This window comes from Pseudomonas sp. Tof1, from assembly GCF_055390395.1.
Genome location: NZ_AP024344.1, coordinates 4,108,028 through 4,130,932 on the forward strand (window position 1 = coordinate 4,108,028; position 22,905 = coordinate 4,130,932).

General features: G+C 63.7%; 18 protein-coding genes and 5 pseudogenes. 1 reads left to right on the forward strand and 22 read right to left on the reverse strand.

Annotation, left to right across the window (positions count from 1 at the left end; genetic code table 11):
* Positions 1 to 4 precede the first annotated feature (4 nt).
* The gene (locus ACZ5KU_RS18620; RefSeq protein ID WP_464735978.1) at positions 5 to 1,150 is read left to right on the forward strand and encodes a class II histone deacetylase; all 1,146 of its coding nucleotides are present in this window, start codon (positions 5 to 7) and stop codon (positions 1,148 to 1,150) included.
* A 27-nt stretch (positions 1,151 to 1,177) separates the two neighbouring features.
* Here ACZ5KU_RS18620 and ACZ5KU_RS18625 read toward each other — a convergent pair whose 3' ends face one another.
* The 22 genes and pseudogenes from ACZ5KU_RS18625 to ACZ5KU_RS18730 all read right to left on the reverse strand — a co-directional run bounded on the left by ACZ5KU_RS18625 (position 1,178) and on the right by ACZ5KU_RS18730 (position 22,878).
* Positions 1,178 to 2,041 (reverse strand): methyl-accepting chemotaxis protein, encoded by an 864-nt coding sequence (locus tag ACZ5KU_RS18625; protein WP_464737420.1) that lies wholly within the window; start codon positions 2,039 to 2,041, stop codon positions 1,178 to 1,180.
* Positions 2,036 to 2,818: pseudogene (locus ACZ5KU_RS18630) on the reverse strand (MCP four helix bundle domain-containing protein); the annotation flags it as partial. The gene ACZ5KU_RS18625 and the pseudogene ACZ5KU_RS18630, both read right to left, overlap by 6 nt.
* Positions 2,819 to 2,976: 158 nt before the next feature.
* Positions 2,977 to 4,212, reverse strand: a complete 1,236-nt coding sequence (glcF, locus tag ACZ5KU_RS18635; RefSeq protein WP_464735979.1) for a glycolate oxidase subunit GlcF — start codon at positions 4,210 to 4,212, stop codon at positions 2,977 to 2,979.
* Between the two features lie 4 nt (positions 4,213 to 4,216).
* Positions 4,217 to 5,273: pseudogene (gene glcE, locus ACZ5KU_RS18640) on the reverse strand (glycolate oxidase subunit GlcE).
* A pseudogene (gene glcD, locus ACZ5KU_RS18645) lies at positions 5,273 to 6,771 on the reverse strand (glycolate oxidase subunit GlcD). The pseudogenes glcE and glcD overlap by 1 nt, the downstream one beginning before the upstream one ends.
* A 44-nt stretch (positions 6,772 to 6,815) precedes the next feature.
* A complete protein-coding gene (locus ACZ5KU_RS18650) occupies positions 6,816 to 7,751 on the reverse strand; it encodes a Kelch repeat-containing protein (protein WP_464735980.1) in 936 nt (311 codons plus the stop codon).
* A complete protein-coding gene (locus ACZ5KU_RS18655) occupies positions 7,748 to 9,139 on the reverse strand; it encodes a hypothetical protein (protein ID WP_464735981.1) in 1,392 nt (463 codons plus the stop codon). Before ACZ5KU_RS18655 ends, ACZ5KU_RS18650 begins: the two co-directional genes overlap by 4 nt.
* Complete coding sequence (locus ACZ5KU_RS18660; protein ID WP_464735982.1) at positions 9,111 to 10,160, reverse strand: hypothetical protein; 1,050 nt, start codon at positions 10,158 to 10,160, stop codon at positions 9,111 to 9,113. The genes ACZ5KU_RS18655 and ACZ5KU_RS18660 overlap by 29 nt, the downstream gene beginning before the upstream one ends.
* Entirely contained in the window at positions 10,061 to 10,858 is a 798-nt protein-coding gene (locus tag ACZ5KU_RS18665; RefSeq protein WP_464735983.1) for a hypothetical protein, read from the reverse strand. Before ACZ5KU_RS18665 ends, ACZ5KU_RS18660 begins: the two co-directional genes overlap by 100 nt.
* Complete coding sequence (locus ACZ5KU_RS18670; RefSeq protein ID WP_464735984.1) at positions 10,855 to 12,516, reverse strand: hypothetical protein; 1,662 nt, start codon at positions 12,514 to 12,516, stop codon at positions 10,855 to 10,857. Before ACZ5KU_RS18670 ends, ACZ5KU_RS18665 begins: the two co-directional genes overlap by 4 nt.
* Positions 12,517 to 13,474: 958 nt before the next feature.
* On the reverse strand, positions 13,475 to 15,334 hold the full coding sequence (locus ACZ5KU_RS18675; protein ID WP_464735985.1) for a hypothetical protein: 1,860 nt from the start codon (positions 15,332 to 15,334) through the stop codon (positions 13,475 to 13,477).
* Positions 15,288 to 15,911 carry a hypothetical protein gene (locus ACZ5KU_RS18680; RefSeq protein ID WP_464735986.1) on the reverse strand — a complete coding sequence of 208 codons (624 nt, stop codon included), beginning with the start codon at positions 15,909 to 15,911 and terminating at the stop codon, positions 15,288 to 15,290. Before ACZ5KU_RS18680 ends, ACZ5KU_RS18675 begins: the two co-directional genes overlap by 47 nt.
* Positions 15,912 to 15,970: 59 nt before the next feature.
* Complete coding sequence (locus tag ACZ5KU_RS18685; protein WP_464735987.1) at positions 15,971 to 16,780, reverse strand: hypothetical protein; 810 nt, start codon at positions 16,778 to 16,780, stop codon at positions 15,971 to 15,973.
* Positions 16,731 to 17,671: pseudogene (locus tag ACZ5KU_RS18690) on the reverse strand (DUF6603 domain-containing protein). The gene ACZ5KU_RS18685 and the pseudogene ACZ5KU_RS18690 overlap by 50 nt, the downstream one beginning before the upstream one ends.
* Positions 17,647 to 18,347: pseudogene (locus ACZ5KU_RS18695) on the reverse strand (DUF6603 domain-containing protein). The pseudogenes ACZ5KU_RS18690 and ACZ5KU_RS18695 overlap by 25 nt, the downstream one beginning before the upstream one ends.
* Complete coding sequence (locus ACZ5KU_RS18700) at positions 18,253 to 18,627, reverse strand: hypothetical protein (protein ID WP_464735988.1); 375 nt, start codon at positions 18,625 to 18,627, stop codon at positions 18,253 to 18,255. Before ACZ5KU_RS18700 ends, ACZ5KU_RS18695 begins: the two are co-directional and overlap by 95 nt.
* Entirely contained in the window at positions 18,552 to 18,929 is a 378-nt protein-coding gene (locus ACZ5KU_RS18705) for a hypothetical protein (protein WP_464735989.1), read from the reverse strand. The genes ACZ5KU_RS18700 and ACZ5KU_RS18705 overlap by 76 nt, the downstream gene beginning before the upstream one ends.
* A complete protein-coding gene (locus tag ACZ5KU_RS18710; RefSeq protein ID WP_464735990.1) occupies positions 18,926 to 19,186 on the reverse strand; it encodes a hypothetical protein in 261 nt (86 codons plus the stop codon). The genes ACZ5KU_RS18705 and ACZ5KU_RS18710 overlap by 4 nt, the downstream gene beginning before the upstream one ends.
* On the reverse strand, positions 19,141 to 20,457 hold the full coding sequence (locus ACZ5KU_RS18715; protein ID WP_464735991.1) for a hypothetical protein: 1,317 nt from the start codon (positions 20,455 to 20,457) through the stop codon (positions 19,141 to 19,143). The genes ACZ5KU_RS18710 and ACZ5KU_RS18715 overlap by 46 nt, the downstream gene beginning before the upstream one ends.
* 87 nt (positions 20,458 to 20,544) lie before the next feature.
* The gene (locus tag ACZ5KU_RS18720; RefSeq protein WP_464735992.1) at positions 20,545 to 21,393 is read right to left on the reverse strand and encodes a hypothetical protein; all 849 of its coding nucleotides are present in this window, start codon (positions 21,391 to 21,393) and stop codon (positions 20,545 to 20,547) included.
* Positions 21,285 to 21,839 (reverse strand): hypothetical protein, encoded by a 555-nt coding sequence (locus ACZ5KU_RS18725; RefSeq protein WP_464735993.1) that lies wholly within the window; start codon positions 21,837 to 21,839, stop codon positions 21,285 to 21,287. The genes ACZ5KU_RS18720 and ACZ5KU_RS18725 overlap by 109 nt, the downstream gene beginning before the upstream one ends.
* A gap of 103 nt (positions 21,840 to 21,942) precedes the next feature.
* Positions 21,943 to 22,878, reverse strand: coding sequence for a hypothetical protein (locus ACZ5KU_RS18730; RefSeq protein ID WP_464735994.1), 936 nt, complete (start codon positions 22,876 to 22,878; stop codon positions 21,943 to 21,945).
* Positions 22,879 to 22,905 lie beyond the last annotated feature (27 nt).

Here is a 22,905-nt window from a genome sequence, read left to right on the forward strand (position 1 = left end):
TAACATGCACAAGACCGCCTTTTTCTTCGACGAACTCAGCCTGTGGCACAGCGCCGGGCTGCACGCCCTGACCTTGCCGGTGGGCGGCTGGGTGCAACCGCCGTCGGCGGCCGGACACGCCGAGTCGCCGGAAACCAAACGACGCCTGAAGAACCTCATGGATGTCAGCGGCCTGACCCGCCAGTTGGCAGTGCGCAGCGCCGAGCCGGCCTCCGACACCGACCTGCTCAGGGTGCATCCGGCCCACTATCTGCAGCGCTTCCAGGCCTTGAGCGACGCTGGCGGCGGCAGCCTGGGCAACGACGCGCCCATCGGGCCGGGCAGCTTCGAGATCGCCAGGCTGTCGGCCGGCCTGGCCATTGCCGCCGTCGAGGCGGTACTGCTCGGCGAGGCCAGCAACGCCTACTCGCTGTCGCGCCCGCCGGGGCATCACTGCTCGGCCGACCAGGCCATGGGCTTCTGCTTCTTCAACAACATCGCGGTGGCCATCGAAGCGGCCAAGGCCCGCCACGGTCTGGGCAAGGTCGCGGTGCTCGACTGGGATGTGCATCACGGCAACGGCACGCAGGCGATCTATGCCGAGCGCAGTGACGTCCTGACCATTTCGCTGCATCAGGAAGGCTGCTTCCCACCGGGCTACAGCGGTGCCGAAGACCGCGGCGAGGGGCCTGCCGTCGGTACCAACCTGAATATCCCCCTGCTGCCGGGCAGCGGCGACGACGCCTATCAGTACGCCATGGACACGCTGGTCATTCCCGCGCTGGAGCGCTTCGAACCGGAACTCATCCTCGTCGCCTGCGGCTACGACGCCAACGCGGTCGATCCCCTGGCGCGGATGCTGCTGCACAGCGAGTCGTTCCGCCTGATGACCGCCAAGGTGCGCGAAGTGGCTGATCGCCTGTGCGGTGGTCGTCTGGTGCTGGTGCATGAAGGCGGCTATGCCGAAGCGTACGTGCCGTTCTGTGGCCTGGCGACGCTGGAGGCCCTGTCGGGCGTGCGTACCGCGGTGGTGGACCCGCTGCTGGCGTTCATCCGTCAGCAGCAGCCCAACAGCCAGATGCAGGCCTGGCAGCGCCAGTTGCTGGACAGCCAGCGCGAGGCCTGGTTCCAGGCCACCGAAAGCGACGCCGCCCGGCGGGCTGCAGGGTAGTCGCCTCGGCAGCCCGACACCGGCTCCTTACAGCTTGAAGGTGCCCACCAGGTGGTTGAACGAGATAGCCAGACGCGACAGTTCCTGGCTGGAGGCGCTGGTCTGGTTGGCGCCGGCCGCCGTCTGGGTGGACAGGTCCTGGATGTTGACCAGGTTGCGGTCCACTTCGCGCGCGACGTTGGCCTGCTCTTCCGAGGCCGTGGCGATCAGCAGGTTGCGGTCGTTGATCGCGGCGATGTTCTGGGCGATGCGTTCGAGGGATTCGCCCGTCGCCTGGGCCAGCTCCTGGGTGCTGCTGGCCAGGGTCCGGCTGTTGCCCATGGCCTTGACCGCGTCGTCGGCGCGCGACTGCACGCTGGCGATCATCGCCTCGATCTCACCGGTCGAGGCCTGGGTACGGGCCGCCAGGGCCCGCACTTCGTCAGCCACCACCGCAAAGCCGCGCCCCTGTTCACCGGCCCGGGCCGCCTCGATGGCCGCGTTGAGCGCCAGCAGGTTGGTCTGCTCGGCGATACCGCGGATCACATCGAGCACCTTGGCGATATCGCGCACACTGCCGGCCAACTCATCGACGATCACCGTCGACTGGCCAATCTCGTTGTTCACACTGGTGATGGCCTTGACCGCTTCGCGGGCCTGATCGCGACCGCTGGCAGCCTCCTTGCTGGTCTGCCCGGACGCTTCCGAGGCCGAAGTGGCATTGCGCGCCACCTCTTCGACCGCCGCGCTCATCTCGGTGACGGCGGTGGCGGCCAGCTGGATCTCGTCGTTCTGCCGGGTCAGGCCACGGCTGCTCTCCTCGGTCACGGCATTGAGTTCTTCAGCGGCCGACGCCAGTTGATCCGCGGCGCTGGCAATCTGCTGAATGGTACCCTTCAGACCGCCCTGCATCTCCCCGAGCGCCGTCAACAGTTGACCAGCCTCATCCCGGTGACCGCTTTCGATCGGTTGGGTGAGATCGCCGCCGGCGATACGCTGGGCATTGCGAACAGCGGATACGAGCGGGGCGCTGATCACCCGACTGATGAACATGCCCAACACGACGGCCGCCACAAAGGCCAGGCCGATACCGATGTACAAGTTGAATTTGGCGGAGGCTTCCGTAGCGCGCGCCTCGTCGCCGCCCTCACCGATCTGGCGGTTGTTGGATTCGACCATGATGGTCAATTCATCGTTGATGGTACGGAAGGCCTCGTGCACCTCACCGGATATGAGCCGCCTGGCCGCCGACAGATCACCCCCGTCGATCGTCGCCACCGCGCGGTCGATCAGTGCCTGATAGGCGGGCCAATCCTTCACCATGCGATCGCCGGCGGCGCGCTCGTCATCGGCCAGTGGCGTGGCGCGGTAGAGGGCGAAAGCACGCTCGCTCTTCTCGCGACTGTCCTTCATGGCCGCAACAATGGGGCTACGTTCGGACGCCGTACCGCCCGCAGCGGCGATTGAGAGCAGACGATACAGTTCACGGCTCTGGGTAATGGCAAAGGAGCGGGCCTCGGCGGTCTTGGCGACCGACACGAGGTTGTTGGAAAACACCAGTTGCAGGCTTGAAGACAACGAGCCGATTCCCAGGCTGCCGAGAATACCGACCACCAACGTGATGGAAGCGCAAAGGGCGAAGGCGAGATAAAGCTTGGTGGATATCTTGGCGTTGTAGAACCAGTTCATGGGCAAACCTGTACTAGAGAGGGGATGAGCGGTGACCGCACGGTCGCGCGAGTATAGTCATCCTATCGACCGTGCCTGGGCAGCCTTAAGGGGCATGAATGGGTTTATTTGCGCCCTGGTCCCCTTCCGGTGGCTTCCCGTGCCTGCATCCCCTGTACTCATCCGGGGCTGGTTGCCGGGGCCAACGCCTCATCCACCAGCTCTATCCAATGGCGTACAGGGGTGCGGCCGGCCCCATTCAAATGGATCTGACAGCCGATATTGGCCGTCGCGATGACCTGCGGGTTCGCGCTTTCGAGCGCATTGAGCCTGTTGTCCCGCAATTGCCGGGCGAGTTCGGGCTGGGTCAGGGAGTAGGTGCCCGCCGAGCCACAACAAAGGTGGCCGTCGGGTACTGCGGTGAGATTGAAACCCAGTCGTGCCAGCACCTGCTCGACCGCTCCGCCCAGGCGCTGGGCATGCTGCAGCGTGCAGGGACAATGGAACGCGACCTTGAGGTCAATCCCCGACGCCAGCTCCTGCAACGGCTCTGCACGCAGCACTTCGACCAGGTCGACGGCCAGGGAGCTGATTCGCCCAGCCTTGTCGGCATACCGGGGATCACGCTGGAGCAGTTGGCCGTACTCCTTGACGAAGGCCCCACAACCGCTGGCCGTGGTGATGATCGCCTCGGCCCCGGCCTCCACGGCCGGCCACCAGGCATCGATGTTGCGGCGAGCACGCTCCAGGCCCTTTTCCTGGGCATTGAGGTGGTAGTCCAGCGCACCGCAACAGCCGGCCTCGCGGACGGGCAGCGCGCTGATGCCCAGCCGATCCAGAACCCTTGCCGCCGCTGCATTGGTATTGGGCGACAGGCTCGGCTGGACGCAGCCCTCGAGCATCAGCACCTGGCGCGCATGCCGTACCGGCGGCCGATTGCCGGCGGGCCGTACCTCGCTCGGAATCTTGTCCCTCAGTGCCTGCGGCAGTACCGGGCGTAATGCACGCCCCGTGCGCAGTAACAGGCTGAATACCCCAGGCTCGGCCAGCACCAGGCGCAGGCCGGTACGCAGGGACCTCTCTGACAACGAGCGCGGAACCGCCTCTTCGACCACGGCCCGGCCGATATCCAGCAGGTTGTGGTACTCCACCCCCGAAGGGCAGGTGGACTCGCAATTGCGGCAGCTCAGGCAGCGGTCCAGATGCTGACGGGTACTGGCCGTGGGGGCCTGCCCTTCCAGCATCTGCTTGATCAGGTAGATGCGCCCCCTGGGCCCATCCAGTTCGTCACCCAGCAACTGGTAGGTCGGGCAGGTCGCGTTGCAGAACCCGCAGTGCACGCAGCTCCTCAGGATCGCTTCGGCCTCTTGCGCCCGAGGCAGGGCCCGGGCCTGTTCACTCAGATGGGTCTGCATGGTCTCACAGCTCCTTGTACAGGCGGCCCGGGTTGAAGATGCCCTGCGGGTCGAGCCGGCGCTTGAGCTGGCGGTGATAGCGCAGCAGCCCTTGCGGCAGCGGGTGGAAGGGCGAATCGCCACCGGAAAAAACAGGTGGCATGCCCTCCGACCTGGCTGACGACATGCCGAATCCGCTCAGGCTCGGCCTCGCTCTTGAGCCAGCGCTGGGCACCGCCCCAGTCGACCCATTGATCGCCGGGCAGTTCCAGTGGCGCGGCCATCGCCGGCACGGACAAGCGCCAGAGGGGCCGCGAGTCGGCGAAGAACGCCAGGCGATGCTCCTTCAGGTCCTCCCAGAAGCCTGGCTCGACGGTCTCGCAGCCCAGGCGCTCACGGGCCGCGTGGACCGAGCCCTCTCCCCCTTCCAGGCGAAGGTGCAGGACGCGGCCATCATGACAGGCCGCGCTGATCGGCAGCGGCTGCCGGCCCCACTCGGCCAGAAGACGCATGGCCTGCGGCAGTTCCAGGTCCAGCCGCAGGTTGGCCACCGCACGTGGCCTGGGGAGGACCTTCAGCGACACTTCGGTGATCAGGCCCAGGCAGCCAAAACTGCCGGCCATCAACCTCGAGACATCGTAGCCGGCGACGTTCTTCATGACCTCGGCACCAAAACGCAGGTGCTTCGCCTCGCCGCTGATCACCCGCGTGCCGAGCACGAAATCACGGACCGAGCCCGCCCAGGGACGGCGCGGCCCCGACAGCCCGACGGCGACCATGCCGCCGACGGTGGCGTCGGGGCCAAAATGCGGTGGCTCGCACGGCAGGCATTGCCCGTGCTCGGCCAGGGTCGCCTCAAGCACCCGCAGCGGCGTCCCGGCCCGTGCCGTGACAATCAATTCGGTGGGATCGTAGTTGACGATGCCCTGGTGGGCACGGGTATCGATAACCTGTCCCTGGACCGCCCGGCCCAGCCAGGCCTTGGACTGGCCGCCCCGGATGTCGAGACGGGTACCCGAGGCCAGCGCGGCCTTGACCTGATCGAGCAGTTGGGCACTGGCGTCGAAAGCTCTCTCGTGCATCAAAAGCGCTCCAGTTCAGGAAAAGGCAATTGACCGTTGTGCACATGCAGGGCGCCGAATTCGGCGCATCGGTGCAGGGTGGGAATGTTCTTGCCCGGGTTGAGCAGCCCCGCCGGATCGAAGGCCGCCTTGATGGCATGGAACGCAGTGAGCTCGTCGGCGTTGAACTGGACACACATCTGGTTGATCTTCTCGCGGCCGACGCCGTGCTCACCGGTGATGCTGCCGCCGACCGACACGCACAGTTCGAGGATCCGCCCGCCAAGCTGCTCGGCCCGCTCCAGTTCACCCGGCGTGTTGGCATCGAAGAGAATCAGCGGGTGCATGTTGCCGTCACCGGCATGAAAGACGTTGGCCACGCGCAGGTCGTACTCGCGGGACAGTTCGGCGATCGCTTTCAACACCCCCGGCAGCGCCCGCCGGGGGATGGTGCCGTCCATGCAGTAGTAGTCCGGCGAGATACGCCCAACCGCGGGAAAGGCATTCTTGCGCCCGGCCCAGAAGCGCACCCGCTCGGCCTCATCCTCGGCCTGGCGCACCTGGGTGGCGCCCGCCTCCACCAGGATCCGGCGAACCCGTGTGCAGTCGTCATGCACATCGGACTCCACCCCGTCCAGCTCGCAGAGCAGGATGGCCGCCGCGTCCACTGGGTAGCCGGCATGAATGAAGTCCTCGGCGGCGCGGATCGCCAGGTTGTCCATCATCTCCAGCCCGCCGGGAATGATGCCCGCGGCGATGATGCGGCCGACCGCGGCACCGGCCTGCTCCACCGAGTCGAACGCCGCCAGCAGCACCTTGGCCACCTGGGGCTTGGGCAGCAGCTTGACCGTCACCTCCGTCACCACCCCGAGCATGCCCTCGGAGCCGGTGAACAGCGCCAGCAGATCGAAACCCGGACAATCCAGGCTCTCGGCACCCAGGGTCAGCCGTTCCCCCTCGACGGTGAGGATCTGCACTTGCAGCAGGTTATGCACGGTCAGCCCGTACTTGAGGCAGTGCACGCCGCCGGCATTCTCGGCGACATTGCCGCCGATCGAGCAGGCGATCTGGGACGAGGGTCGGGCGCGTAGTAAAGGTTGAACGGCGCCGCGGCCTGCGAGATGGCCAGGTTGCGCACGCCGGGCTGGACCCTGGCATAACGCCCTTGCGCATTGATCTCCAGGATCCGGTTGAAGCACGACATCACCAGCAGCACGCCCTGCTCCAACGGCAACGCGCCCCCGGACAGGCCGGTGCCACTGCCGCGCGCTACAACGGGAACCTGCAAGCGGTGGCAGATCACGAGTATCGACTCGACCTGCTCGATCCGCTCGGGCAGCAGCACCAGCAACGGCATCGTGCGATAGGCGGACAACCCATCGCACTCATAAGGCCTGAGGTCTTCGCTGCGGCTGAGCACGGTCAGGTCCGGGATGTCGGCTGCAAGGGCGGACAACAACTGTTGTTTATCGACCCGCGGCAGAACGCCATCGACGCTCTCATCGTGGAGAATGTTCATGGTCACCCCGCTCATGGCTATTATTGTGCCTTGGTCAACCCAACCTAGAGCATCAGCACAAACACATCCTTGTTCGGCCCGGCACCGGCGTCATGGGTCCCACGGGTACCTGCCGCAATCCACAGGCCCCCGCGGAACCAGGTGGCCCCCGGACGCGATACGGTCCAATCGATCCCGGGTAAAGCACTCCAACTGCTATTGGAATAGCGATGCAGATCCTTCAATGCCGTACCATCCGGCGCGATGCCGCCCAGAACATACAAGGCGCCGTCACGGCTGAATACGATAGGGTCCGAACGGCTCAATGCCGGCAACCCCGGCTGCTGATTCCAGGTTCCGCCCTGTTCGCAGGTCCACAGGTCACCACTGACCGTATTGATGTCGATCATGCCACCCACGACATAGAGGGTGGTACTCGAAGCCGCGACGCCAAAACGCGAGCGTGGCACCCAACCTGCCGTGCCAACCTTTTGCCAGTTGCTGCCATCGCTGGTGCACCAGACGTCGTTGAGCAACTGATAGTTCTGGTCCACCCCGCCCATCACCCACAGCTTGTCCTGGAAAACCACGCACCCGAAATCACTGCGCCCGGGCCAGGCCGCACCCGCCGTCACCTGCGTCCATTGCATGCCGTCGCCGCTGCTCCAGATGTCATTGAGGCGCTGGGACCCGGTGTCCCCCCCCATGATCCAGAACTTGCCCTTCCAAAACACGCCACCGGCATTGGAGCGTGCCGCAAAGCTGTCGGCAAGGACCGCCACCTGGGTCCAGGTCTGCCCGTCCCGCGTATTGAAAATCGCCTTGCCCTGGTCCGGTGAGAACAGCCACAGGACCTGGGCATTGCCCAGCAGGATGGCGCCGCTCAACGCCCTGAAATCGGTATCCGTGTGGAAGGTGGTGAAACCTCGCTTGAGAAAGAACAGGTCCAGCTTCCTGACCAGCGGCCCACCCTGCCCCTGAACGGTCAGGGTGTAGGTCAACGGCCTGGGTGGAAATACCGGTGACGGCCTGCCGCCAGATCCTTCCCGGGTATCTCGTAATCGCTCTGCCCCGGCGCCGTGATGGTCGCCGACAAGGCTGCCCGGATCTCCCAGCTCAGTTGCACCTCGGCCGGCAAGGTGCCGCTATCGGCACTGGCGAGAAAGGAATCGATACCCACCGGCGGCACGTTCACGGTGAACTGGCTGGTGAAATCCGGAGTACCAGCGTTGAGTTTCTGGTAGGCATTGAGCGTGAACTGGGTCGTGGTGTCGAGCTTGATCCTGTATTGGGCAATGCTGCTCACCCCGGTACCAATCTCACCCTTGGCGCTGTCGAGGGTGGTGTTGCCGAACTGCAACTTGACCTGGCGAATGTCGAAGCATTGCCAACGCAAGGTGACTTCATCGCCCAGGTTGGCCAGGTTGGACGGTACCGCATTGAAGAAGATGATGTTCGGCGTCGGCTCGAGTTTTCGCAGCGGCAGGGAGAAGTAGCCGTCGTCATAGCCGGGAAAATTGCTGTACTGCAGATAGGCCAGCGTAGTTCCGTGCGGCGCCTGGGTGGTGATGTCCTCGACGATGAACGACGCCGTCGCTCCGCTGCCCGCCCCCAGCACGGCACGGTTGGTTTCGACCGGTTTGAACGTCCAGATCGGGTCGGTGGCCCCGCCCCCCGGATCGGGATTGGTGGCATCCCACTCGTAGGTCTGCTGGCCATCATGGTAGGTGGCTTCCACCGAGGCCTTGATGTTCCAGGCCGAGTACTGGTCCTGCGGGTCGGCTGGCGTGAGCGCACCGATACTGTCGCCATACACGAAGGACAACAGCACCGTCGGGGTCTGCACCCAGGGCTTGGTGACCAGCGGTTCGCCCGGCTGCAGGTTGCTCAACTGCAACAGCAGCAGGTTGTGGATAACGTCGTTGTCCTGCGGCGTCCGGTAGACGCTGCTGTCCGGCAGCAGCGCTGCGGCCATGTTCTGGCGAAGGTCGCCGGCGGACTCCGGGTAGCGCAGCAGGAAAATCCTGAAGGTAGGAGAAATGTTCTGTCCGTTGACCCGTACGCCGAGGTCGGCGTTGGTCTGGCTGAGGAGGCTGGAGCGCACCGCCCCCAGCCTGATCTGCAAGCTGCCCCCGGCAGCGATCGGCTGACTGCCGTTGAGCACCAGCATGTTACCCTGGACCGTTGGCTTCCAGCCGCCACTACTGACAATGATCTTCGACACATCCAATACCGTGAAGATCGTGGTCGGGAACTGCAGGCGAATGTCCGTCGCGGTCACCGCCACGCTGCTGGTCACCGTCAGCGTATACGCCCCCAGGTCAGTGCGCCCGATATAGATGTCGGGCTTGCTCGTCGAGTCATTCAGCAATTGCGCGCTCACAGCCATGGCATGGTCCCTCTCTTGTCCAATCCCTATTCGGTTTGCGGTGCTGGCTTGAGTTTGAGCCAGCCATCCTCAGCCGTTTGCGGTGTATAGGAGAACGACGCACGGTCTCCTGTCTGGCTGGGTGGCAGCGCCTCGTCATGCGGCACCTGCTGGCCATCGCGCAGGACACTGGTGGTCCATTCCCAGACGAACCCCGACTCGGGGGCACCGGCAGGCTCAGGCCCTGCCGACTGCGCAGGATCGGGTGGGTGAAGAAGGTCATCTCGATGTTGCGCAAGGCCGCAGCCGTGATGTCGGGTGGAATGCCAATGGCCTTGACCGGCAGCAGGCCGGTCGTTGCATGCACCCTCGCACGAGGGTCGACCAGCAGGCTCAGGGTCTTTTGCAACGGAACATGAACGTTGCGCAGGTCGGCGATCTGCGCCCTGGCGTCCGCATAGGGCCGCGCGGGCGGGTCGATATTGGCGCGCAGGTTGAGCGTGATGGTGTCGGCTGCGGGCCGTTCGATCCCCTCCACCGCCGGGGTCGGCGCTGCCGGGGCATATAGGGTGGTATAGGGCGTCTCGCCATCGAGCAGGTAGGCCACCAGGCCGTCTTCCAGGTGATCACGATCGCCCAGCCGTACGGGAATATCCACCTGGCCGATACCGGCGCTGTCACGCTGTGTCCAGTCGTAGGTCTTGTCGCTCTGGGTCGGCAGCAACCGTGCCAGTTCTTCGCTGCTGGTCACCGAGGCCGGCAACCCCTGGATCTCGTAGCGCAAGCTGGCCCGCACCAGCGCCAGCGGCTGGCCCATCAACACCGCCTGCGCCTGGGCCGCCTGCTTGTCATCCGGCAGGATGTAGGTATGGGCGTTGTCGAAGGTACCGAGCAAGGCCGCGAAAAAGTCCCTGGGCTTGCCCTGGATGAACGTGGCCAACTTCACCAGGTGGGGGTTGGCATCGGCCAGGTCCTGCTGCATCGAGCGGGCGGCATTGCCCGGCGCCGAATGCCAGGTGACACGCTGCTGGGCGCCAAACACCCGAGCGAACCCAGCACCTCCCCGGTTCCGGTGAACAGCATCAGCGCATTCTCCAGGTAGTTCGGCACGATCCAGCCGCACAGTGGCGAGGTCGAGGGCACCGGATTCATCTGCACCTCGTCGTTCTCGGCGCTGAGCCAGCGAAACAGCAGGCGACTGGGCTGGGCAACCCGTGGCGCCAGGTAAGCCTTGCCCGCGGTGTTGTCTGGGGCCTGCATCTGCCACGAGACGGTGACCTTCCGGCTGTCCTCGAAATGCTCGGTATCGATCAGGTCCCGCCTGCGCCCGAACACATCGACCAATTGCAACTTCGAGAGGGTGAAAAAGCCTGCGCGCAACAGGTTGTACAGGCTCTGCTGAGTGATCGGTACCTGCCCGGTCTGCTCGCCTGCCGCCCAGGCCACGAAGTGGGTCAGGCTGTTGATGTACTGGGTGTTGTCGAAGCCGTCGACCAGCGCGCCCGGTGTCGACTCCTCATCGTAGAAGGGGTTGAACGGGTTGAGCTGCAAACCCGCCGCCCGCGTGAGGAACCCGGCGTTGACCCCGCTCAGGCCCTGGGCCAGCAGCGGCTTGTCCAGCAGGTATTGGACGATCGCCTGCAGTTCGGGATTGTCGTTGTCCTGCAGGTAGCGGCGCAGTTGTTCGATCAGCGGCTCGGCAATCCTGGACGACAGCAGGATGCTGTCGCTCAGTTTCACCTGGCTCTGTACCGGCTGCGCGGGGTCTTGCCCTGCACCAGTTCGATCTCGCGTTCGTCGAGCTGGAACTGTTCGGTGATGTAGTCGGTGCTGTAGTTCGGCACCCCGTTGCGATTGTGTTCGAAGGGTACGTAGCTGGCCTCCCAGACCAGAAAGAGCGGCAGGAACGAGTCCTGCCAGTCCAGCGCATGATTGAGCGCCAACCCCTGCGGGGCCTGCCCGCTCCAGGTCAGCGTCAAGCCATTGCCGGTTGCGCTGGGGTTCTCGATGATCGGCAGGGTTTTCCAGGGCGCTGACGAGTTCACCGTCCAGGCCTGCTGGATTTTCCCGATGAGCGCCTGCTGGGCCGCCAGTACATCGGCCACCGGCGCGCCGTTGAGTGCCCCGGCAATCTGCGGTGCCAGCAGCGGGTCGAGCAGACTCTTTTCTCCCAGCACAAGCGCCAGGTCGGCGAGGATCGGTTGCAGGTCGCGCGCCTCCGGGCCCTGCCCCGGATTGACCTGGGGCACACCGAGCGCCAGGGAGCCCTGCAGGACCGTGGCCGTCAACCGGGCGCCAGCCGCCGTGCCGACCTGGCTCAACAACTGCCCGCCCAGACGGCATGGCAGGCTCTTGACGTTGCCATTACGCCGGGCCGGTTGCAGGCTGTCGCCGGTGACCACCAGCACCGGCTCGTTGGGTTGCCAGAAACGCGCCGCGTTGGTGGTCTGCAACTCGAACTGGCTGTAGTCGCTGGCCAGCAGGCCCACCAGCGTATTGGCCTGGGAGACCAGTTGCCCGACCAGGCTCTGCGGCGAAGCCTTGGTGAGGTAGGTACCATTGGCGGCCTGGCTGAGAAAGTCCTGAGGCCCACAAGGGAAAACCGGAATGTTACCCGTCGCCGGGGACGCGTCGGCAGACTTGCCAAAGGCCGCTTCGAACTTGGCCCACAGGTCCAGGATCTGTTCGGCCAGGTAGCTGTTCAACTGCGTGACGTCGAAAGGCACCGAACCGGTTTCGTCGTAGAGCCCGGTGATGTACTTGTACCAGTCCATGAAAATCTGCTGGCGACACGACACGATGATGTTGAGCAGCGCGTCCAGGCGCTGCTGGTACAGGTTCAGTGAGTTGAGTTTCTCCGCCAGTTGGTTGCTGTCGTCAGGCAGCACCACCTGCGGCGCAGCGTAGGGCGAACCGCTCCCCGTCTGTTTCTGGCGAATCATCCAGATACGCCCGGACTGCAGCGCGCCAAAGCCATTCTGATGCACCTCCTGCTCCAGCTGGACCAGGGTCAGGGAGCGGCCCAGCCGCTCCAGAAGGCCCATCTGCAGGGCATCGAGCAGAAACTCCAGGTTGTGCTCGATTTCGTCACTCGCCGGCGGCAGGTCGCCCTGGGGTTCCTGCGGTTTCCAGCCACTCCACTGCTCCTTGATCAAGGCAGCCAGGGCGGAGGAACTGGAGCTGCCCATGGCCGCGCGCACCGTCTCGTCGCGGGTGGTCAAAGGCGCCAGGTAGCACTTGGGAAACCCGGGCCGGGTGTTGGGCTGCAGCGGATTCTGCCCGGTGGTGTTCCAGGGAATGCCCGCCACCTGTGCGCTGTACAGACAGCGTGAAGGCCGCTCATCAACTGTCGGCTGGTACTGCCAGCCATGGAAGCCCTGCACCACCTGGGCGAACACTTGCGCGGGGTCAGTCGCCGATCGGCCGGCCTGTTGGCGTTGTCAGCCTCGGCCACAGCCAGCGCCTGCCTGAAGGCCTGGCCCTGCAGGGGGTCATCGGCCGCGCTGCTGTGCCAGCCGCTGACCTGGTACGACACCTGGAACTGTACATTGTCCAGATGCCATTTCTGTGGCTTGTCTTGCTCCAGGTCCAGGAAGGTGTCGTGAAAACCGAATGCGCTGGCGCAATCGGGATAGTAGGCGCTGAACGTCGGCCCACTGTTGCCCAGGGCGCTGATCGAGCCCAGGTTCTGCCCGGCGGCCATGAAGTTGCCGGGCGACAGCACGAACGCCGGCAGATGGCGTACATCGGTCAGCGCCGCCCCCGGTGCGTCAGGCGTGGGCTGCCAGTTCCTGAGTTCAAAGACCCGCCCCATGCGCCGTGAAGGCGGGTAGTAGGCCGCCCCGCCATTACCCTCGACGTCATAGCCGGGTGGCACGTCCCAACCCACCGGCAGCGAGATGCTGTTGCGCTGACTGGCCGGGTAGTACTCCGAGCGGTACTGCTCGGGCGTCATCAGATAATCGCTCTCGACCACCCACTGCTTCACTTGGGTGCCCTGTGATTGCTGGATGATGCGCGTCACCAGCCAACGATTGGGCGCCGGCGGGTAATCGACCGTACCATCAGGCGCCTGGCGTCCCTGGGCGATGCTATCGGGCAAGGCCCAATGCAGGTGAATGCCCGCCTTGAGCTGCTCGATCACATTCTGGTTCATCGGGTTGTAGGTGTTGGTACTGACATTGGCCTTGGTCCAGGTGCCGGAATGCACGATGGCCCCATTGGGATCCGGCTCGCGCCAGGGCAACCCGCCGTAGTTCGTGGTGGCACCGCAGAACAGCTCGGTGCTCTTGGTCACCAGGCTCGCATCATTCGTGCTGACCCGCAGGGCTTGTACGTTCACAGGGATTATCAAGGTCATTGGTCGGTTCCTGCGCTGAGATCGAACGAAACAAGGCCCACGCCCTTGACCATCTGCAAGGCGAATTCGGAAGACGGCAGGTGGTCGAAGCCACTGTAGATACCCTGGATGTAGTCACCGTACCGGGGGTCATGCAGGTTCCTGGACAGGCGATACAGTCGCAGCAACCGCTGTGCCTGATCGCGGAAGGGCACGCTCTGGAACACATCCGGCACCTGTTCACCGGCGGTATGGGTCTGGGTGGCATTGGTGAAGTTGTAGCGAAGGTTGATGCTTTTCGGCTCGGTGTCCGCCACGCCGAAATGCAAGCCCTCGGCAGGCTCGTGAATGTCCAGCGACCCCAGGGTCTGCCCATCGAGCTCGAACAGGCACAACAGCACGTCTGGCGCCAGGCGCTCAAAGCGCACGATGTCCATGGCCTTGCCGTCGGGGGTGTAGGCATTGACCTCAAGCCCCGGCCATCCCTGCACCACCTGCGAACGCAGAACGAAGCCACTGACCACGTCCATTTCGACTTTTTCCTCGGCCTGATCCTCCAGCCCCAGGGCGACCCGGCGCAGGGTCGAGGCATGGCCAGTGGCTCGCCGGTTGACCTTGGCCCTGATCGCCACATCGTGGGCCAACGACGGATCGGCGGCATTGCCGGTGACAGCCCGGCCGATACTCAACGCGCCGTCGAGCAGGCTCTGGATCCAGTTCTCATCCAGGTAGAAGAAACGTATCGACTCCGATGGCAGCATCCGTTCATCCGGCACCAGGTAATTGAACGGTACGCCGTCGAGCAGCTTGAGCTTGCCCAGCCAGGTATAGATCTCCAGCGGCACGCTCAATCGGGAGTCGCCAACGGTCAGAAACTGCGAGGCGTCCGACAGCACTTCACGCTGGTGCCGGACCCGGTGCGAGCGGGCCACCGCCAGGTTGCCCGTATCGAGTGTGGCTTCGGGGGTCGGCAGGAAGGGCCTGAGCAACGGGTAGATCAGCGGATCACTGTGCAATTGCTGCCGGATTTCATCGAACGACTGCTGCAGCACGATCGCCTCCATCTGCGCGACCACATCGCGCAGGTTGTCCCGTCGCCAGTTGTAGAGCAGTACCGAAAAGTGCTTGTTCTGCAACGCCAGCAACTGGCCCAACTGCCAGGCCGCCGCGTAGGAGATGTCAAACAGCCCGGTATCGGGATTGTAATGGGTTGCCGCGTCCGCCGAGGTCCAGGTGGGTGGAACGGTATGAGTCTTGATCTGGTAGGGCGTCAGCGGGCCGCGATACCACGAAACCGTGTTGCCGGCATCGCGGGTTTGATGCCTGAGCGCCGTGTAGCCCATCTGCAGGGCGTTCTTGGCCTGCCGGGTTTGCGTCGAATCACCCGCCTGCACCGCCGTCACCGGCAGGCCCATGGCAAAGTTGGCGGCCACGGTCGAAGGCGTGTCCGGCTCGGGCAGTGGGTTCTTCGGTTTGAGCTCGAGCAACAGTTGCTCGAAACGCTTGCCCGTGCCGGTGGAAGTGAAAGACCAGCTGGTGAGCGAAACCAGGCGCATGAACCCCTGGTCGTCGATGGCAAATGCCGACTCACCCGGCGCCTGTACCGAACGCGGGCGAGTGATCTCGGCGGCGTTGTCGCTGGTGGCCGGGTCAATCGGCAGGAAGGGTTCCAGGGCCTCCAGCGACACCAGGTGGGCAATGCAACGCTTGCCGGTCTGCGGCAGGCGACTGCCGGTGACGATCGCGAAATTGGAAGTGCCGGGGACCCTGGACAGGTCGTTACGCGAGGCCGGTACACCGTTCTGCGTCGCCTTGCGGATAATCTCCACGTTACGGACATGGGCCATCATCTTCAGGTCGTCCAGGGATGGTGCCACGTTCCAGAACAGCCCAGGGGATGTCGATGTAGTTGCAGGCGTCTTCGGCCTGCTGACCATGGTCCAGGTACTTCTCCAGCTGGGCCGCATCGCTGGAGCTGTCCAGGTCCGCAGCCGCATAGAAATACGAATAGCCCTGGCTGCCCTGCCCCTGCGGGCGCTTGAAGAACAGGTCGCGCAACTTGCCGGCACGGGGACTGGCACTGAACCCCTGATCCTTGAACGCCAGTTCATCGTCTTCATCGAAGATCAACACGGCCATCCAGGTCGGCACATCGTGGTCATGCTCCTGGTCGGGAAAAGCCACCACGGGCTCAGCCAGGCCGGGGCGACGCATCCACGGCAGGGTCTGCTTGGTGAACACCACATGGGCCAGCGTGTTGGTGTACTCGCCCTGGGTCTGGTCAGGCGGAAACACCGCCTGGATATCATTCCTGTCGAGGCTGAAACGCGGGGCCTGCACCGCGAAGTGATACTGGCTGGCGTAGTTCTGCCGCTCCTGCGAGACACGCTGGGAGACCGTGAACTGGTACTCGCCAGCCTCCAGCCCGGGCAGGTTGTGCTGGATGAATTTCACCGTTCCCTGAATGGGATGTTCCCGATTATCCGCCACTGCTTGTCTCCAACACGTCGTGATCAGATTGCGCTGGTTTCTTCACCCAGCACGCGAATCATCGGCCAGTCCCAAAGCGGGAAGCTGGCCAGGCGGCTGACATCAAGGGCTGCACTGTCAAAGCTGAAGCCCAGGGCATTGAGGCTATCGACCATCTTGCCGCGCTCGGCAACGACCGCCGCAGCGGCCAGGTCGGCCAGCTCGAAATCGACATTGCGCACAGGGTTACCGGCCCGCTCGTAGCTGAGCACGGTGCCCTGCTCGCTGAGGGTGGCGGCGAAATTGTCTTCGGTGGCGATGGTCGGGGTGTCGAGCAGCCAGAGCATCTTCTTCGTGGTGTCGAACAACAGCGCCCAGAGGTCCGCATCCGCCGTTATCGCGGGGTGGCGAATCATCGGCAGCAACTGCAGGCCGCTCAGGGTGTCGGCGATCATGCGGGTACCGTTGAGCCCCGGATCCGTTCCCGCCCAGAGCGCCGCCTGGGCGTTCTGCAACACGATGCCCACGGCGACTTCATTGACCGGCAGCCGATAATTCTCAGGCTTGGTGTAATCCTCGCCGGCCGGCAGGCGGGTCAGTTGCAACTGGTGATCGACACTGAAATCCGCCGAGTCCAGGGCCATGGGCAGAACGCCAAAGTCATCGGCCCAGCCCGCGTCATCCCTGGCACCATAGGCGCTGGGGCCATCCGGGGCCGTGCCGCTGCCGACATAGGTGAACGCACCGGTCGGAGTGAACGGCGTGTTGACCTTGAAGTCGTTGAACCGTGCGGTCTTGCTGGGATCACCAGGCTCGAGGCCAGGGCGAAATGGTTGGGTCCAGCACCCAGTCAAAGAATGCCGCGCTGTCCTTGGCTTTCAGGTCGCTGATCAGTCCCTGTTGAACCATGCCCATGACCAGTTGGGCCGGTTGTGCGCCTGCGGCCTTGTCGGCATTGCTGCGGGCCTGCAGCCCCTGCTGGCGGGTGGCGCCGTTGGCTGCAGGCAGGAAGGAGGTCTTGAAGTCCTCCCAGCTCACCGGGTCCGGTTGGGCCCTGTCGCTGCCGAAACGCACACTGAAGCTGATGATATCCAGGTCGACCGTCGCCACGCCGCCGAACTCGGGCCCCAGACGCTCAGCTCGACGCCGACGTGAATGGTGATCCTCACGGTGACGAACAGCAGGTTGGCCTTGAACGAGGCGCCCAGGTGGATATAGGCATCGGCCTCGTAGTGGAACGGTCGCCAGCCCAGCAGGAAATCGACCCCGACGCTGAACCAGGCACTGATCGGCCCCGACTCCCAGGTAGCTTGGACGTTGAAGCCGGCCATCAGGGTGTGCGAGAGCAACGCGAAATAGCACTCGCCCTTGAGGACCAGGGGGCCGGTCTCGTAGACCATCTGCAGACGCGGGACAGTCGGGAAATAGTCCGGCTTCTTGAATCGCGGGCTGTAGCCGCCGATCGACACCAGGAACTCGCCGGCATGCTCGCCGGCATACCAGGTGTAGAACGCAAAGCCGCCACTGACATGGCAGAGCCCGGCGTAGATGAACGACGCCGGGGTCAACCGGCCATCGACGGCGATCAGCCCGCTGCTCGACTCGAAGCGGGCCTCCAGCGCCACCTCCAGGTAGACGATGGGCTTGGGGGCGCCCTTGGGGACGGTCACCCGGCAGATCCCCAGGAGGGCCACCTCCAGCGATACACCAAACGACACGGTCAACAAGGCCGTGGCATCGACCATTTCGAACGACGTGAAGTCGATACCGGCGGCCACCCAGTACTCGCCGGCCTGGGGTGGATGTAGGACTGGGTCTTGACCAGGGTCTGCTGCAGCACCTGCCCCGGGTTGCTGGTGCCCAGCGTTGTGGGAAAGCTGTTCTCCGGGCGCTTGTTGTTCTGTGGCAACAGCGGGTAGCTGGTCAATTGATCGATAGTGGGCAGCAGCAGGCTGCGGTTGATACCAAAACCGCCAGCCAGGCCGGTGACGAAGAAGAAGGGAGGCCCCCCAGCGGTTGCTGCAGGCGCACGAAAATGAAGAACGAGCTTTCATCCGGGGCATAACCGCCAATGGCTGTGAGCGAGAACGTCGCCACGCTCACCCGCGCCTCGCCGAGAAAGTCATTGTCAAAGCGCAGGAAGCCACCGGCGATGCTCAAGGGGCCGGCCTGCAGCGCCAGGCTCATGCCGTCCAACTGCGCCGCCACGCCCAGGTCACCGCCTTTGCTGTCCGGAATCCTGAAGCCGAGCCCCAGCCCCTGCAGGTCGAACGACAGCATCGCCAGGCTGAAGCCGGCGTCGATCAGCAACCAGACCCGGCCGTCCTCATAGCGCACGCCTATACGCGCCAACGATACCGGGCCGATCGATTTGCCCACTGTCAGCCAGGCCGCATTGCCGGTCGGTGGCCTGGCCGCCACGGCCGGTGCGGTCTGGGTGTTGACCGGGCGGTATCGCCCCCGCGGCGAGCGGCAACGCCACGCCTCCCAGCTCGATGTCGGCCGAGAAGTTGAAGCCCGCGGCGATCGCTATCGTCGTTCCCTTGGCATCCTTGGGCAGCGGCAACTGCGCCGGGACCTTGGCCTGGGTCAGCATGGCGTTGAGCGTCTTCACCTCGTCGGCACTCAGAGGCGAAGCGGCGAACAGTGCCTGGACGTTCCTGATACTGCCCAGGCGGTCATCGGTGAAGATCTTGCCCACCAGGGCAGATCGGCCAGCGACACCTCAAAGCCGAGTAACATCTGAAACACATAATTGGAGGTGCTTGCCTGGGTTTTCGGGTCCAGGGTCTTCAACGCGACGAAGGTACCGGTGCCGTAATGGGCCGAGGTGGCCGAGAGCAACACGGTGTTATTGCCCATGTCATAGACGAAACTGGCCTGTGACAGGGCCAGGTCGAGTTCGGGAGGAATGGCGGGGATGGAAAAGCCCAGCGCCGAGGCGATATCCGCGAACTGCAGATAGTCGTTGTCCTCGGCCTGCCAGTGCGCCTGGAGCTTCACGCCGGGCTGGGTGCCGCATCGAACTTGAGCTCGAAGCTGAAGTTCTGCTGCCCGACCAGGAAACTGCCGCTCAAGGCCACACTGGCATCCGCACCGGTTTTCTTGAACAACACCGACAGTTGCGCATCGACGCTGGTGTCCAGCAAGGTGAACGCCGTACGCACCGATCCGAACACCGTGTAGGCGTAGGTCCCCTGGTCGCCGGTCACGGTCATGCCGAAGCTGTCGAAGACGATTTCGCCCAGTGCCGCGGGCACCGGTACGGATGCTCCCACCACCCCTTGACGATGTGTTCCAGGGATACACTCTCGGTCATCTGCCCGCTGATCTGCTCGATGTTCCAGGCATTGGCCTGTTTGGCCAGCGAAAGCGTGAAGTCGAATGACGTGTTGAACAGCGTCGGTAGAAACTGCGCCGTCGCGGTGATCTCGACGCTGGTCTCGGCCTTTGGCCCGGTGGGTGCAATCAGCCGGATCAGGAGCGTCAGGGACTCCAGGGTCAGGACATTGGAAATCAGCGTCCATGGGTTCCGGGTATGGATGCCCAGGGTCACCGAACTGACCGGCGCGGACTTGTTCACCAGCACCATGCGATACCGCGTCAGGCTGATGTTTTCAAACACCTGGCTGAGTGCCTGGGGAATGTAGTCGTCGTAATGCTGGCCGCCGGGCAGGCTCCTGATCATGTCCGATGCATTGAACTGCGCGCCGGGTGCCGGCTGCGCAAAGATCACCAGCGAATCGAGGCCCTGGGAGATCTCCACGCCGCAATCGAGCTTGCCATTGAACAGCGAGGACACCGCGAAACCGATCTGCTGCGGGCTGTCGTCCGGGGCGCTGATGCTCACGCCAACCGCCGGTGCGGACAAGCTCAATGCCCAGTCCCCGATCCCGATGGCAAACACCGCATCGGAGACCGGGGCACTGATCCGGCCAACCGGGTACGGGGCATCGCTGACTGGCGCAAACGGGCCGTAGAACTTGTAGGCCGAAGTCCCTACCAGGTCCCCCAGAATCGCCCCGACACCGGCAATGTTCTGCAGCCCGATCGTGGACAGGAAGTTCTGCCCCTGGGCCAGGCCGATGGTGCTTGCATCCTCCTTCGACCAGCGAAACGCCGCCTGCGCCAGCGAGGTGTAAACCAGGCGCGGGTTGGCCGGCTTGAGCAGGTTGAAGGGAAAGAACGTCATCGCCGGCCAGCTTGAGGCAAAGTCCCAACCCGAAGGCAGGCTCGCCTCGATCAGCACCGCCACCTTGTCACCGTCGATGCTAAAGCTCAGTTGCAGGCCGACATCCTTGACCTTGAACAGGGCGCCAGTGCCTGACGTAACCCGCACCACTCCGGCATCCGGACCAATGATGTCACTGCCCTGGACGCCCTCCACGATCAGCGCCGCGTCCTTGTCGAGCAGGAAGGCGACGGCAATCTGCGCTACCTGTTCATCGCTGAGCAGGCGCTTGTCGAGCACCAGCTTGCCGTCATCCGTTGCCTGCTTGCGCAGATCGCTTGCCAGTTGGTTGATATCCACTGCTGACTCCTGCTCAAGTGATGCTGGTCACTTGCTGCTGATTACCGTTGGGCTGGAACAACTGGTCGGGCGTAAAACCGTCGTGCTTCACACCGACGGCAAGGATCGACTCCGTGGCTGGCAAATGGCACGATTGCGCGCTTCATTCTTTGTGGCCTGGTCCTTGATCAGTGAAACCGGAAAGACACTGTTGACGATCAAGTCCTTGAGCGGGACCGGTGTGGCAGCCCCCTCCTTGTTGATCACGCGCCTGGCGCCCTCGGTAATCGCATACCAACGCTCATAGTTGTAACGGATGCTGTTGAGGGTCTTGCCCAGCTTGTCGTCATCGAAATAACTGTTGGTCTGTTTGAGGATCGTCGACTCGGTGGTGATACCGAAGGCATGTCCGTGGGTGTCCAGGTAGTTGGTGATGCTGGTGTCTTCGGCCGAGGCGATGAAATACGGACTGAAGTTCAGGTTATGCTGGTCCAACCAGTCGATATTCCACAGCACGGCCTGCTGCAGGACCCGGTCCTTCCTGAATGTGGAACCTGCGTAGGTGCCACCCGGGTTGCTCACGAAACGGCGCTTGGCCTTGCGATCGGCAAGAATGGCATCGGTGGTGTCCGTTGCCGTTTCACTGCCAAAACCCAGGCCGACATAGCCTCGCGCCAGCATTGCCGCCTCGGCTTCCGCCAGGCCACGAAAACTGTTGAGGTAGTAAACGTTGTCATCCACGAGCCAGGCATAGTCCCAGCGGTGGTTGGAGTTGCGGCGCAGCCATTTGCAGAACTCGATGGCCGCATAGCGGCTGGCGCCGAAACCGACATAGGGGTAGTCGCCGCTCAGCCACCAATCAGTGCCATCGGCATGAAACGACCAGCCGATGACATGCAGGTTGGGGACGGCTCCCAATGCCTTGCGGTACTTCTTGTATTCAAGAACGTGAACCATGACGTAGATGCGTCGGCCCGGGCTGTTGACCCGCGGGGGTAATACCAGGCCGGGACCGGGCGAGTATCAGGCCCGGGTCTGGGGTCCAGTGCACGAAGGTCGGTGACATCGGTGAATTCGTTCAGCCCCAGTTCGCTCAAGCGATCGGCACCGCGTGCAAAGCCGCAGGCGATCCAACTGCTGCGATTGCTTGAAATGACCACCAGGGGCGGCAGGGAGGTTGCTTGGTCTTCTGCGTGCAGGATCGCCGCAGCGGTGCCACCGGTAAAAAAATCCAGCACCCTGGGCAGCTTGCAAAACTCACTCAGTACATTGATGCGCTCATTGGCCAGGGCCAGGCAATCGTCCTTGTCGGCCACCTCCAACGCCGGCGTTTCGACCGGCTGATACTTCTGGCTGACCAGGTTGCCGCCATAGTTGCTTTTCACCTTCAAGGATATCGCCATGGGAACTCCGGGCCGCTCGTCGAGGGAAGTGCTGTGGCGGGAGACCACCTGCGTGGCCTCCCGCGTTGAGCCAGACCTTACTTGGCAACCGAAAGGACCTGAGTCAGCGACACCTTGAACTGTTCGAGCAGCTTCGATGGCTGGATAGTCCCCCCCCCTGCTGGGGTGGAAGCTGAATCACCTGCAGCTGGAAGTCAGAAGCGAGCTGTCCACCGGCAGGCACCTTGGCGTTGTAGAAGACCGTCACCTGGCTGACGTAGTTGGCCGGCAAGGTCACGTTGGTGCTGTAGACCTGACCGCTGACCACCGGCACCTTGCCGATCGAAATGACCTCGCCATTGGCATCGGGCTTGTCGAATATGAAATACATTTCGGCACCCGGATCGAACCTGGAAGCCGATAGGGTCACGGACACATCCACGGAATGGGCATTGTTCAAGGCCACCGTGCTGGACCAGCCGAAGCCCGTGGCGGGAGTCGGAGGCTTGGGCGGAACCGCCAGGGCCACGTAGGCCGCGTTGCCGGCTTCCACGATTGCCTCTTGCAGCGGCACGAACGCGCTGCCTGAAGGTGCGGGATGGTTGGCATCGGTGATGAAGGCGATCAGGTTGTAGGGCGCGCCCTGCGCCGGTGGCGAGACGTTGCTGAACAGAAAAGGCGTCTCTGTGACGGCAACCCCCTGCCCCGGCGCACTGATGGTGACCACGTTGCTCTGGTCCTGTGTATTCAACCGGACCCACTGTGGCTTGCTGTTGATGTTATTGGCGCTGCAGTACCACAGTTGAACACTGCCCACTGCGGTTTTGGTCGTATCCTTGCCCAGGTTCCTGGCCCGGACATAAACGTAGTTGGTAGCGTGGTAGTCGACATCCTGCGAGAACTTCTGGTCGTAGCACTCGACGAAACTGCTGAGATCGGCAGCACTGGCAGGCGTAAGGCGAGTGATCAAATCGGGCGACTCATCGGTCGGCGGTGTCTTGCCCGGCGCGGTCTGGGCCAGGTTGTTGCGGATGAACAGCCAGTTGTAGTCATTGGACATTTTGCATTCCTCCTTGGATTGACCTGA

Excerpts from the sequence above, each read along its gene's own strand:
- ACZ5KU_RS18655 (WP_464735981.1), bottom strand. The coding sequence starts at position 9,139 with ATGGCTGTGAGCGCGCAATTGCTGAATGACTCGACGAGCAAGCCCGAC.
- glcF (WP_464735979.1), bottom strand. The coding sequence starts at position 4,212 with ATGCAGACCCATCTGAGTGAACAGGCCCGGGCCCTGCCTCGGGCGCAA.
- ACZ5KU_RS18620 (WP_464735978.1), top strand. The coding sequence starts at position 5 with ATGCACAAGACCGCCTTTTTCTTCGACGAACTCAGCCTGTGGCACAGC.
- ACZ5KU_RS18730 (WP_464735994.1), bottom strand. The coding sequence starts at position 22,878 with ATGTCCAATGACTACAACTGGCTGTTCATCCGCAACAACCTGGCCCAG.
- ACZ5KU_RS18720 (WP_464735992.1), bottom strand. The coding sequence starts at position 21,393 with ATGGTTCACGTTCTTGAATACAAGAAGTACCGCAAGGCATTGGGAGCC.
- ACZ5KU_RS18625 (WP_464737420.1), bottom strand. The coding sequence starts at position 2,041 with ATGCAGGGCGGTCTGAAGGGTACCATTCAGCAGATTGCCAGCGCCGCG.
- ACZ5KU_RS18725 (WP_464735993.1), bottom strand. The coding sequence starts at position 21,839 with ATGGCGATATCCTTGAAGGTGAAAAGCAACTATGGCGGCAACCTGGTC.